Below are 12188 nucleotides of genomic sequence, written 5' to 3'. Positions count from 1 at the left end.
GCCTATCGGCGGGCCGGAGACGTAGACTGAAGGATACGAAGGGATCACCGCCTTCGGGACGGACAACTGCGGGAGGATCGTCATGGCGCTGTCAGAACGCGAGCAGCGGCTGCTTGACGAGATGGAGCGGGGCTTCTATCAGAGCGAGGCCGACGTGATGCAGACCGCTCCGGGTCACCGGCGTCGTCTCAACTACCGCTCGCTGGTCCTCGGCATCATCGTGGTCCTCGTCGGGATCGGCGTGCTCGTGGGCGGCGTGGCTGCGCAGCAGCTGTGGCTCGGGCTCATCGGCTTCGCCGTCATGCTGGGCGGCGTGATGCTGATGTTCGCGCGAGGATCCGAGCCGGACGCCGAGCCCAGGCTGCCGGATGAGCCGAAGGGCGGCGCGCACGATCGTGCCGGACGGGAGTCCTTGAGCGAGCGCATGGAGCGGCGCTGGGACGAGCGCATGGGAGGCGAGCGCTAGCTAGCGAGCGCTGGTGTTCTGATCTCCGAACGGGGGTCGCGGGTTTCCGCGGCCCCCGTTTTTTGTGTCTGTCGGGAGTGGGACGGGCCCGCCGCCCCGGGATTCCTCCACTTTGCTCCACCGATGCGCTGGGGGAGCGTGCGGCGCATCCCGTGACTCGCCGAGTGCCGCGTGAATCCCGTCATCCGGCGGTGGCGGACGGCGCGCCCGGGCCGTGGCCCGGCTGTGTCGGCGGCTCCGGATTCGTGGTGCGGGCGCCGGAATCGCGCGGAAACGCCGGGCTCGTGGCAAAAAGTGGAGGCGCGAGCCGTTCTGGTGGAGGAAAGTGGAGTAAGGTGGGGTCCACTGACGAGTCGTGGAGAGGAGGGCGCCGTGTTCCTCGGTACCTTCACGCCCCGGCTCGACGAGAAAGGCCGACTCATCCTCCCCGCCAAATTCCGTGAAGAGCTGGCCGACGGGCTCGTCATCACCCGGGGCCAGGAGCGGTGCCTCTACGTCTTCAGCGAGCGGGAGTTCGCCGCCATGCACGAGCAGATCCGGCAGGCCCCCGTCGCGTCCAAGCGGGCACGCGACTACCTGCGCGTCTTCCTCTCCGGCGCGCACCCCGAGACCCCGGACAAGCAGAGCCGCGTCACCATCCCGCAGGCGCTGCGCGAGTACGCCGGCCTCGACCGCGAACTCGCCGTCATCGGAGCAGGTTTCCGCGCCGAGATCTGGGACGCCGAGGCCTGGCAGCGCTACCTGGCGGAGCAGGAGTCCGCCTTCTCCGACATCGAGGAGGAGGTGATCCCGGGCATGTTCTAGCCCGGCGAACGCATGACACAGCACGAGACCAGAGATCCCAGCGCGCTGCACACACCGGTGCTGCTCGAACGCTGCATCGAACTGCTCGCTCCCGCCATCGAACGGGCTGCGGACTCCGGCCGCGACCCGGTGGTCGTCGACGCCACCCTCGGCATGGGCGGCCACAGCGAGGCGATGCTCTCCGCCTTCCCCGCGCTCACCGTCGTCGGACTCGACCGCGACACCGAAGCGCTCGAACTCGCGGGCATGCGGCTCGCGCGCTTCGGCGAGCGGGCCGTGCGGGTCCACGCCGTCTACGACGAGATCGCTGAGGCGGTGCGCGCGGCGGGATTCCCGAGGATCGACGGGGTGCTCTTCGACCTCGGGGTCTCCTCCCTGCAGCTCGACGCAGCGGATCGCGGCTTCGCCTACGCGCAGGACGCGCCCCTCGACATGCGGATGGACCAGAGCCGCGGCGAGACCGCGGCCGAGGTGCTCGCGACCGCGCCCGAGGGGCGGCTGCGGGCGATCTTCGAACGCTACGGGGAGGAGCCGCTCGCCGCGCGCTACGCGCGCGCCATCGTCGCGGCCCGCGCCGAGGCGCCGATCGAGCGCAGTGCGCAGCTCGTGGACGTGCTGCAGCAGGCGACGCCGGCGGCGGTGCGCGACCAGCGCCACCCCGCCAAGCGGGTGTTTCAGGCGCTGCGCATCGAGGTCAACGGCGAGCTGGCGGTGCTCGAACGGGCCATCCCCGCCGCGCTCGGGCTGCTGCGCGTCGGAGGACGAGCCGTGGTGATGTCGTACCAGTCGCTCGAGGACCGCCTGGTGAAACGGGAGCTGACGCAGCGCAGCCGCTCCACCGCGCCCCCCGGCCTGCCGGTGGAACTCCCCGAGCACCGCCCCGAGTTCCGCCTGCTCACCCGCGGCGCCGAACTCGCGAGCGAAGCGGAACGATCCCGCAACCCGCGGGCCATCCCGGTGCGGCTGCGCGCCGCCGAACGAGTGAGGGACGCGCGATGAGCTCCACCGTACCCATCGACGTGGATCGCGACAGCCTGCGCGGGGCCGCCGCCGCGCACCCGCTCCCGCAGGCACCGGCGGGAGCTCCGCCCGGCGAACGCCACCTCCGGCTGGCGCCACCCGAGCCGCGCCGCGCCCGGCGCCCGGCGCACAACCCCCTCGCGGGCGCGCTGCTCGCGGTCGGGGTCGTGCTCACCATCCTCGCGACGCAGCTGGGGCTCAGCATCGCCGTCTCCCAGGGCGCCTACGAGGCGCGCGCCCTGGAGATCGAGCAGCGCGACCTCGCGCGGGTGGAGCGCGTGCTCTCGCAGAACGTCGACCGGCTCTCCTCCCCGCAGAATCTCGCCGAGAACGCCGCCGCGCTCGGGATGGTGCAGAACACCCGCCCCGCCGCGCTGCGCCTGAGCGACGGCGCGATCCTCGGCTCGCTCGACTCGCCGACCTCGGAAGTGCAGGGCAACCGCATCCCGAACGCCACGCTCGAGTCGATGCCCGTCGTGGACGCCGCCGGGCTCCTCGTCTCACGGAACCAGTCCGCCGCCGCGGAGGGCCCCGCCGCCGCCCCGGTGCGGTGGAAGGGCAAACTGCCAGCCCCGGAGACGCACTAGGGGGTAACGTCGCCTCGGGAATCGGGAGAAGGGAGAGCGGATGCTGAGACTGCGCGGAACCTCACTGCGACGGACGGTCGCACTCGCGATCGTCATCCTCGCCGCCCTCGTCTTCCTGGTGCGGCTCGTCGACGTGCAGGTGGTCTCCGCCTCGGCGCTCAACGACGACGCCCGCGACAAGCGGGCCGTGCCCGTGGACATCCTCAGCGTCCGCGGAGACATCGTCGACCGCGACGGCAATGTGCTCGCCACCACGGATGAGCGCTACGACGTGCAGCTCTCGCCGAAGAACGCGAAGCTCAACAACGGGCGCTTCTGGCGTCCGGACCCGGAACGGGGGGGAGCTGCGACCGTGGAGGTCACCGCCGATCAGGCCTACGCGGAGATCGGGGCGGTGACCGGCCAGAGCGCCGAGGAGATCCGGAAGATCGTCGACGACGCCTACGCGAAGGACAAGAACTCCGACTTCGCCTACGTGAAGCGGGGCATCGACCTCTCCCAGCTCAACGAGCTGAAGAAGCTCGGCATCGGCTGGCTCACCTTCACGGCGCAGCACGAGCGCACCTACCCCAACGGGGCGGTCGCCGGCAACGTCGTCGGCTTCGCCGGCCAGGACGAGGAGCCCCAGGCGGGGGTCGAGCTCTCGCAGAACGAGTGCCTCACCGGCACGAACGGCTCGGAGGTCTACGAGCGCGGAGCCGACGGCGTCGCCCTGCCGGGCAGCGTGGTCGTCGAGAAGAAGGCCGTCGACGGCGGCACCGTCCAGCTCACCATCGACCGGGACTTGCAGTGGGAGGCACAGCAGGCCATCAACGAACAGGTGGAGCGCAGCATCGCCGACTGGGGCCTGCTCGTCATCATGAACGCGAAGACCGGAGAGCTCGTCGCGGTCGCCGAGGACGGATCCGTCGATCCCAACGACGTCGACGCCTCCGACCCCGCCAAGCGCGAGGCGCGCTCCTTCACCTCGCCCTACGAACCGGGCTCGACGTTCAAGGCGATCACCGCCGCGGCGCTCATCGATCAGGGAGCCGCCACCCCGACGAGCCAGAACCTCACCCCCGACTACCTCGAGCCGGAGCCGAATGTGCGCTTCGGCGACTCCTTCAACCACCCGCCCATGCAGTGGACCCTGACCGGGATCCTCACCCAGTCCTCGAACGTGGGCACCTCGATGCTCGGCAGCGCGCTCAGCGAACAGGTCCGCTACGACTACCTGCAACGCTTCGGGATCGGCGTCGCCACCCAGGCCGGCATGCCGGTCGAGGACAGCGGGCTCCTCTACCCGCCGGAGCAGTGGGACCGGCAGACCTCCTACAACACCATGTTCGGGCAGGGGCTCTCCTCCACGATCGTGCAGACCGCCGGGGTGTACCAGGCGCTCGCGAACGGCGGCACGCGCGTGCCGCCCGCCCTCGTGCACAGCTGCACCGATGCGGACGGGAACGAGCAGGTGCTCGAACACGGCGAGCCGGTGCAGGCCGTCTCCTCTGAGACCGCGCAGCAGCTCGTGCAGATGCTCGAGACCGTGGCGAACGAGGCCTGGTTCAAGGACATCGTCGCCATCCCCGGGTACCGCATCGCGGGCAAGACCGGCACCGCCGAGCAGGTCGACCCGAACACGGGCCTCTACCGCACCGACTTCGTGAACTCCTTCGCGGGGATCTTCCCGGCCGACGACCCCCAGTACGTCGCGGTAGCATCGATCGCGTACGCCAAGGCGGGGGACGGGCCCGAGGCCGCTCTGCGCGCCTTCCACGATGCCGCCGAGGCGACCATCCGCACCTTCCAGATCCCGCCGTCGTCGGGCGAGTACCAGCCCCTGCCGACGGAGTATTGAGCAGAGCCCAGGAGGCACCAGCAGTTGAGCACCGGAGACGCGCTGAGCATTCGTCCGCAGCATCCCGCGCCGCGCCCGCTCGAGGCGCTGCGCCGGGAGTTCGGCTGGGAGACGGGATCAGGGCACGCGGGTGACGCCGCGGCCTTCGGCGTGACCATCGACTCCCGCGACGTGCGCGAGGGCGACCTCTACGTCGGCCTGCCCGGCGCGCGCCGGCACGGAGCCGAGTTCGCCGCTCAGGCCGAGCGCAGCGGAGCCGTCGCGGTGCTCACCGATGCGGCCGGCCTCGAAGTGACGGCCACGCAGGGACTCGGGATCCCGGTCTTCGTGTCGGCCGTTCCGCCCCGAGAATCGCTCGGCGAGCTCGCCGCGGCCGTGTACGGCACCGCCGAGCTGCCCGCGCGCGTGTTCGGGATCACCGGCACCAACGGCAAGACCAGCGTCGTCTACCTGCTCGCGGAGCTCCTCCGCGCGGCCGGCATGACCCCCGGGCTCAGCTCCACCGCGGAGCGGCGGATCGGCGAGGAAGTCATCGTCTCGAACCTCACCAGCCCCGAGGCCACGGAACTGCACGCGCTGCTCGCACGCATGAGCGAGAAGGGCGTCGACGCGGTCGCGCTCGAGGTGTCGGCGCACGCCGTCGAGCGGCACCGCATCGACGGCGTGCGCTTCGACGTCGTGGCCTTCAACAACTTCTCCCAGGACCACCTCGACGACTTCGGGGACATGGAGAGCTATTTCGCCGCGAAGCTCGCGCTCTTCGCCCCCGAGCACGCGGAGCGAGGCGTGGTCGTGGTCGATGCGCCCGCGGGGCAGCGCGTCGCCCGTGAGTCGCGCATCCCGGTGACGCGCCTCGCCACCGAGTACGGGCAGGACGCCGAGTGGCATCTGGCGGTCACCCGGCAGAGCCTCGACGGCGTCTCCTTCGTGCTGCAGGGCCCCGAGGGCGCGCACTTCCGCGGCAGCGTGCCGGTCTTCGGGCGCTTCATGGCCGAGAACGCCGCGCTCGCGCTCATCATGCTCCACGAGGCGGGGATCCCCCTCGAGCGGGTCGCGGCGGGGCTCGACCGGGGGCGCATCCCGGTCTACATCCCCGGACGACTGGAGTGCATGAACCCGGAGACGCCGCTCGAGGCGGGACCCCGCTTCTTCGTCGACTACGGTCACACGCCGGGCGCCTTCGCGGCGATGCTCGACGCGCTCGCGGAGGTCGCTCCCGGCCGCATCATCTTCCTCTTCGGCGCGGACGGCGACCGCGACACCACCAAACGCGAGGAGATGGGCCGGATCGCGGGCGCCGGATCGGACGCCGTCATCGTCTGCGACTACCATCCGCGCTCGGAGCCGCCCGAGGCGATCCGCGCGCAGCTCATCGCCGGCGTGCGCTCGGCCAACCACGCGAGGGTGTTCGAGGAGGGGGATCCGCGCACCGCCGTCCGGCTCGCGGTTTCGATCGCGCAGCCGGGTGACGTTATCCTGTATGCCGGTCCCGGACACGAGGACTATCAGGAGATCGCCGGGCGGATCCTTCCCTACTCGGCGCGTGAAGAGGTACGCGGAGCGCTCCGCGAGGCAGGATTGCTTCCGTGATTGAACTGACGCTGGCCGAGATCGCCCATGCCGTGCAGGGGCGGCTGGTCCCCGGCGGAAGCGGGGCGGGCCCGGAGACCGTGGTGCGCGGCGAGTCGCAGACCGACTCCCGCGAGCTGCAGCCCGGGCAGATCTTCTTCGCCCGCCGCGGCGAGGAGACCGATGGGCACCGCTTCGCCGGGAAGGCCGTCGAGGCCGGAGCGGCGCTGATCGTCGCCGAGCGCGAGGTGGACGACCGCGTGCCGCAGATCATCGTCGCGGAGACCACGGAGGCTCTCGGGGCGCTGGCGACCGAGGTCGTACGCCGGGTGCGCGAGCGCGGTGGGCTCACCGTCGTCGGCATCACCGGCTCCAACGGCAAGACCACCACGAAGAACCTCGTCGCGACGATGGCCGCGCGGCTCGGGCCCGTGGTGGCCTCGGCGAAGTCGTTCAACAACGAGGTGGGCGGCCCGCTCACGATGCTCCGCGTCGACGAGCGCACCCGCACCCTCGTCGCCGAGATGGGCGCGAGCGCAGAGGGCGAGATCGCCCGCCTCACCCGCATGGCGCCCCCGCACATCGGGGTGGTGCTCTCGGTGGGTCTCGCCCACGCCGGTGAGTTCGGCGGCATCGAGGCGACCTTCCGCGCGAAGAGCGAGATGGTGCGCGAACTCCCGGAGACGGCCGTCGCCGTGCTCAATCGCGACGACCCGCGCGTGGCGAAGATGGCGGAGCTGACCCGTGCGCGGGTGCGCTGGTTCGGGCTGCACCGCGACGCCGAGGTGCGGGCTACCGAGGTGGAGCCCTCCGCAGACGGCACCCGCTTCACGATCCACGCAGCGGGGGAGTCCCTGCCGGTGCACTTCCGCGTGCTGGGCGAGCACCACGTCATGAACGCCCTCGCCGCCGCCGCGATCGGCGTCGAGCTCGGCCTCCCGCTCGCGGACATCGTCGCCGAACTGGAGGGCGCGACGCTCGCCGCCCCCGGGCGCATGGAGGTGCTCGGCGGCCGGGACGGGGTGACCATCATCAACGACGCCTACAACGCGAGCCCCGACTCGATGAGCGCGGCGCTGCGCACCCTCGCGCAGATCCGCAGGCCGGAGGGGCGCTCGGTCGCGGTGCTGGGGGCGATGAGCGAGCTCGGCGAATACTCCATCGAGGAGCACATCCGCGTCGGCCTGCAAGCGGTGCGCCTGCGCATCTCGGAGCTCGTCGTCGTCGGCCGCGAGGCGCGCCAGCTGCACATCAGCGCCATCAATGAGGGCTCGTGGGACGGGGAGAGCGTGTTCTTCGAGACGCAGGACGAGGCGCACGACTATCTGCTGCGCACCCTGCGGCCCCACGACACGGTGCTCGTGAAGTCGTCGAACGCGGCCGGACTGCAGCGCCTCGGCGACCGTCTCGGGGAGGCCTACGCATGATCGCGCTGCTCATCGCCGGCGGCGTCTCGCTGCTGTACTCACTGCTGCTCACGCCGCTCTTCGTGCGGGGCTTCCGCAAGCTGCACTGGGGGCAGTTCATTCGCGAGGACGGCCCGCAGTCGCACTACGCGAAGCGCGGCACCCCCACCATGGGCGGGCTCATCTTCATTTCCGGGTCGGTGATCGCGTACTTCATCGGCAAGCTGATCATGGGGGAGACGCCGTCGCCCTCCGCGCTGCTCGTGATCCTCATGGCGGTCGGCGCCGGCGCCGTAGGCTTCATCGACGACTTCATGAAGACCCGCAAGCAGCAGTCGCTCGGGCTCGGCGGCTGGGCGAAGATCGCGGGGCAGATCCTCATCGCCGTGGTGTTCGCGCTGCTCGCGCTGCAGTTCGCGAACGAGCAGGGCCTGACCCCGGCCTCGACGCACATCTCCGTCTTCCGTGATCTGCCGTTCGACTTCATGGCGCTGGGCCCCATCCTCGGCGTTGGCCTGTTCGTGCTGTGGGTGATGGTGATCGTCACCGCCACCACGAACGCCGTCAACGTGACCGACGGCCTCGACGGCCTCGCCGGCGGCGCCTCGATCTTCGCCTTCGGCGCCTACGTCATCATCGGCTTCTGGCAGGCGGCTCAGTCCTGCGCCGCGACGGCGAACGAGGCCGGCTGCTACGAGGTGCGCGACCCGATGGATCTCGCCGTCATCGCTGCCGCCTTCGTCGGCGGGCTGGCGGGATTCCTGTGGTGGAACACGAGCCCCGCGCACGTCTACATGGGCGACACCGGTTCGATGGGTCTCGGAGGCGGGATCGCCGCGCTCGCGATCCTCACCCACACGGAGCTGCTGCTGGTGCTCATCGGCGGGCTGTTCATCATCGAGACCGGTTCGGTGATCGTGCAGCGCATCTACTTCAAGCTCACGAAGGGCAAGCGGATCTTCCTGATGAGCCCCATCCACCACCACTTCGAGCTGAAGGGGTGGGCCGAGGTCACCGTGGTGGTGCGGTTCTGGATCATCGCCGGGCTCTTCGTGATCTCCGGGATCGGCGCCTTCTACGGGGAATGGTTGCTGTCGCAGTGAGCGAGGCGGAGACGACAGGGGCGAGGCGGCCGGAGGCCGAGCGCGTCGCGGAACTGGGGAGCTGGCACCACGACTGGTCGGGGCTGCGGATCGCGGTGCTCGGCCTCGGGGCCGTCGGCTTCGCCGCAGCCGACACGCTCGCCGAGCTGGGGGCCCGGGTACGCGTGATCCACGAGCTGGCCGACGCCGACCACGAGCGCCTGCTCGACGTGATCGGCGCGGAGCGGGTGCTGGCGGAGACCAGCGCGGCGCGCCTCGGCGAGCTCGCGGCCTTCGGGCCCGAGCTCGTGATCGCCGGCCCCGAGGTGCCGGCCGACGATCCGCTCACCGCCTGGGCCGCCTCGCGCGGACTGCCCGTGTGGGGGGACGTGGAGCTCGCGTGGCGGCTCCGCGACAAGACCCCGCGCGTCGCGGACTGGATCTGCGTCTCGGGGTCCCGCGACACCGCGGTCGCCGCTCGGCTGACCGCGCACATGCTCGCCGCGGCCGGCCTGCGCGTCGCGCCCGCGGGCGGGAGCGGTGCGCCGATCCTCGACCCGCTGCGCGATCCGCACGGCTACGACGCGCTGGTCGTGGAGCTCAGCGAGCTGCAGCTCGCGCGACTCGGCGAGATCTCGCCCTACGCCAGCGTGCGCCTCGATTTCGACGCCTCTGCCGCTGCCGCCGCGGACGCCCCCTCCCGCTGGGCCACCGCCGCGCGGGTGTACGAGCGCACGCAGATCGCGTGCGTGTACAACCGCGCGGACCCCGAGACGGAGCGGATGGTCGAGGAGGCCGACGTGGTGGAGGGGGCCCGAGCGATCAGCTTCGGGCTGGACTCGCCGCCGCCGAGCGGCTTCGGCATCGTCGAGGAGATCCTGGTCGACCGCGGCTACCACGCGGAGCGCCGCAGCGAAGCCTACGAGCTCGTCACGCTCGACGAGCTGCACGAGCTCGGCCTCGCGGAGCCCGGTTTCGTGCAGGACCTCCTCGCCGCCAGCGCGCTCGCGCGAGCGCGCGGCGCCGAGCCCGCGGAGATCGCCGAGGCGATCCTGCAGTACCATCACGCGTCCCGCGGGCGGGAGTGAGCGGCGTGTCCGAGGGGCGGGCGACGTCGCAGGGGCGCGGTTCGGGCCAGGCGCGCATCCGCCTGGGAGCCGTGCTGCGCACCGGGAGCGACCGCACCGTCGTCGCGCTCTACGCCATCACACTGCTGCTCGTCGGCTTCGGGCTGATCATGGTGCTCTCGTCCTCCTCGATCACTTCCTACCTCGACGACCAGGGCTTCTTCGGCGGCTTCTGGCGCCAGGTCACCTTCGCGGTGATCGGCATCCCGCTCATGCTGATCGCCGCGGCCATGCCGCTGGACTTCTGGAAGCGCTGGGCCTGGGTGCTGCTCGGCACCGGCCTGCTGCTGCAGGCCCTCGTCTTCACGCCGCTCGGCATCGAGGTCTACGGCAACCGGAACTGGATCCAGATCGGCAGTTTCGGAGCCCAGCCCTCCGAGGCACTGAAGCTCGCGCTCGTGGTCTGGGTGGGGGCGGTGCTCCAGCGCAAGGAGCCGCTGCTCGGCCAGATGCGTCACGAGCTCATCCCGGTCGTCATCCCCGGTTCGATCATCGCGCTGGGTTCGGTGCTGCTGGGCCGCGATCTGGGGACCGTGCTCATCATGGCCGCAATGGTCTTCGGTGCGATGTTCTTCGGCGGCATCAGCTGGAAGACGCTCGGGGTGACCGCGCTCGGCGGAGCGCTCGCCGTGGTCTTCTTCGTGGTGACGAGCGAGAACCGCCTCAACCGCCTCTTCGGTCACGCCAGCGGGAATGAGGACTACAGCGGCCTCGGCTGGCAGCCGTTGCACGGACTGTGGGCGCTCGCCGGCGGCGGCGTGTTCGGGGTGGGTCTCGGCGGCTCGAAGGCGAAGTGGTCGTGGCTTCCCGCGGCGGACAACGACTACATCTTCGCGATCATCGGCGAGGAGCTGGGACTGATCGGCGCGCTGCTCGTGGTGGTGCTGTTCATCGTCCTCACCGTCGTGATGCTGCGCGTCATCGCGCGGGCGCGGGATCGCTTCGGCCGCGCCGTGGTCGGCGGCATCCTGGTGTGGATCGTCGGGCAGGCCTTCGTGAACATCGGCGTGGTGATCGGCGTGTTCCCGGTCCTGGGCGTGCCGCTGCCGCTGATCAGCGCGGGCGGCACCGCCCTCATCGCCTGTCTCGGCGCGATCGGCGTGGTGATCTCGATCGCCCGCGACGGCGCGAAGTATCACGCGGAGCTCGACGCATCCGCAGGAAGGACCACTCGATGACCAGCTACCTGCTCGCGGGCGGCGGCACCGCGGGGCACGTGAACCCGCTGCTCGCACTCGCCGATCTGATCCGCGCGGAGGAACCGGAGGCCGAGATCGTGGTGCTCGGCACCCGCGAGGGGCTTGAGGCGCGGCTCGTGCCCGAGCGCGGCTACGAGCTCGTGCACATCGAGCGCCTGCCGTTCCCGCGCAGGCCGAACGCGGCCGCGCTCCGCTTCCCGGCGCGCTTCCGGCGCGCCGTCCGTGAGGTGCGCGCCCTGATCCGCGAGCGCGGCATCGACGTGGTGGTGGGCTTCGGCGGCTACGCCTCGGCTCCCGCCTACCGTGCCGGCGCGCAGGAGGGCGTGCCCGTCGTGATCCACGAGGCGAACGCGAAGCCCGGCCTCGCCAACAGGCTCGGCGCGCGCGCCACCCCCTACGTCGCGGTGACCTTCGCCGGCACGCCGATCCGCGCGGCCGGCGCGGTTCCGCGGGTCACCGGGATGCCGCTGCGCCCGGAGATCACGGGACTCGACCGGGCGGGCCTGCGCGCGGAGGCGCGAGCGCACTTCGGCCTCGATCCCGCCCGCCGCACGCTGCTCGTCACCGGCGGCTCGCTCGGGGCGCGCGCCATCAATCTCGGGGTGTCCTCCTCCGCGGCCGAGATCACCGGAGCCGGCCTGCAGGTGCTGCACATCTGGGGAGGGCTCACCGAGCTCCAGGATCCCGGAGTGGCGGGCTACACGGTGATCCCGTACTGCGATCGCATGGACCTGGCGCTCGCCGCCTGCGATCTCGCCGTGTCGCGTGCGGGATCCACGACGGTGAGCGAGCTCGCCGGGCTCGGGATCCCCGCCGTGTTCGTTCCCTACGGCCACGGCAACGGGGAACAGCGCTTCAACGCCGCGGGCGTCGTGGAGGCCGGTGGTGCGCTGCTGGTCGAGGACGCGCAGCTCACGCCCGAGTGGGTGCGCGAGACCCTGATCCCGCTCGCGAGCGATGATGCGCGGCTCGCGCAGATGTCGGAGCGCGCGCGAGCGGCGGGCTCTCTCGACGGCACCGAGCGTCTGCTCGCCCTGGTGCGTGAGGCGCTCGCCGCGCGATAGGATCGTCATCACCATGTCTTGTGC

The 12188-nt window shown here is 71.3% G+C and carries 11 protein-coding genes; all 11 read left to right on the top strand.

All coding sequences use genetic code 11. The features are described from left to right. The first annotated feature begins 82 nt into the window (after positions 1 to 82). The 11 genes from B4915_RS05015 to B4915_RS04965 all read left to right on the top strand — a co-directional run bounded on the left by B4915_RS05015 (position 83) and on the right by B4915_RS04965 (position 12164). The gene (locus B4915_RS05015; RefSeq protein WP_105804737.1) at positions 83 to 466 is read left to right on the top strand and encodes a DUF3040 domain-containing protein; all 384 of its coding nucleotides are present in this window, start codon (positions 83 to 85) and stop codon (positions 464 to 466) included. Positions 467 to 838: 372 nt separating this feature from the next. Beyond that, a complete protein-coding gene (mraZ, locus tag B4915_RS05010) occupies positions 839 to 1270 on the top strand; it encodes a division/cell wall cluster transcriptional repressor MraZ (protein WP_105804736.1) in 432 nt (143 codons plus the stop codon). 12 nt (positions 1271 to 1282) lie between these two features. Then, positions 1283 to 2269, top strand: coding sequence for a 16S rRNA (cytosine(1402)-N(4))-methyltransferase RsmH (rsmH, locus tag B4915_RS05005; protein ID WP_105804735.1), 987 nt, complete (start codon positions 1283 to 1285; stop codon positions 2267 to 2269). Next, positions 2266 to 2877, top strand: a complete 612-nt coding sequence (ftsL, locus tag B4915_RS05000) for a cell division protein FtsL (RefSeq protein ID WP_105804734.1) — start codon at positions 2266 to 2268, stop codon at positions 2875 to 2877. The genes rsmH and ftsL overlap by 4 nt, the downstream gene beginning before the upstream one ends. Positions 2878 to 2917: 40 nt before the next feature. Further along, on the top strand, positions 2918 to 4717 hold the full coding sequence (locus tag B4915_RS04995) for a peptidoglycan D,D-transpeptidase FtsI family protein (RefSeq protein ID WP_105804733.1): 1800 nt from the start codon (positions 2918 to 2920) through the stop codon (positions 4715 to 4717). A gap of 24 nt (positions 4718 to 4741) precedes the next feature. After that, positions 4742 to 6307, top strand: a complete 1566-nt coding sequence (locus B4915_RS04990; RefSeq protein WP_105804732.1) for a Mur ligase family protein — start codon at positions 4742 to 4744, stop codon at positions 6305 to 6307. Next, a complete protein-coding gene (locus tag B4915_RS04985) occupies positions 6304 to 7713 on the top strand; it encodes a UDP-N-acetylmuramoyl-tripeptide--D-alanyl-D-alanine ligase (protein WP_105804731.1) in 1410 nt (469 codons plus the stop codon). The genes B4915_RS04990 and B4915_RS04985 overlap by 4 nt, the downstream gene beginning before the upstream one ends. Next, a complete protein-coding gene (gene mraY / locus B4915_RS04980; protein ID WP_105804730.1) occupies positions 7710 to 8795 on the top strand; it encodes a phospho-N-acetylmuramoyl-pentapeptide-transferase in 1086 nt (361 codons plus the stop codon). The genes B4915_RS04985 and mraY overlap by 4 nt, the downstream gene beginning before the upstream one ends. Continuing rightward, entirely contained in the window at positions 8777 to 9862 is a 1086-nt protein-coding gene (locus B4915_RS04975) for a Mur ligase family protein (protein WP_146120024.1), read from the top strand. The genes mraY and B4915_RS04975 overlap by 19 nt, the downstream gene beginning before the upstream one ends. Positions 9863 to 9867: 5 nt before the next feature. Continuing rightward, entirely contained in the window at positions 9868 to 11079 is a 1212-nt protein-coding gene (locus B4915_RS04970; RefSeq protein WP_105804728.1) for an FtsW/RodA/SpoVE family cell cycle protein, read from the top strand. After that, positions 11076 to 12164, top strand: coding sequence for a UDP-N-acetylglucosamine--N-acetylmuramyl-(pentapeptide) pyrophosphoryl-undecaprenol N-acetylglucosamine transferase (locus B4915_RS04965; protein ID WP_105804727.1), 1089 nt, complete (start codon positions 11076 to 11078; stop codon positions 12162 to 12164). The genes B4915_RS04970 and B4915_RS04965 overlap by 4 nt, the downstream gene beginning before the upstream one ends. The last annotated feature ends 24 nt before the right edge of the window (positions 12165 to 12188 follow it).

This window comes from Leucobacter massiliensis, from assembly GCF_002982315.1.
GTDB classification, from domain to species: Bacteria; Actinomycetota; Actinomycetes; order Actinomycetales; family Microbacteriaceae; genus Leucobacter; species Leucobacter massiliensis.
The sequence above is the reverse complement of the archived record's forward strand: the minus strand, read 5'-3'. Positions and strand labels throughout refer to the sequence as shown.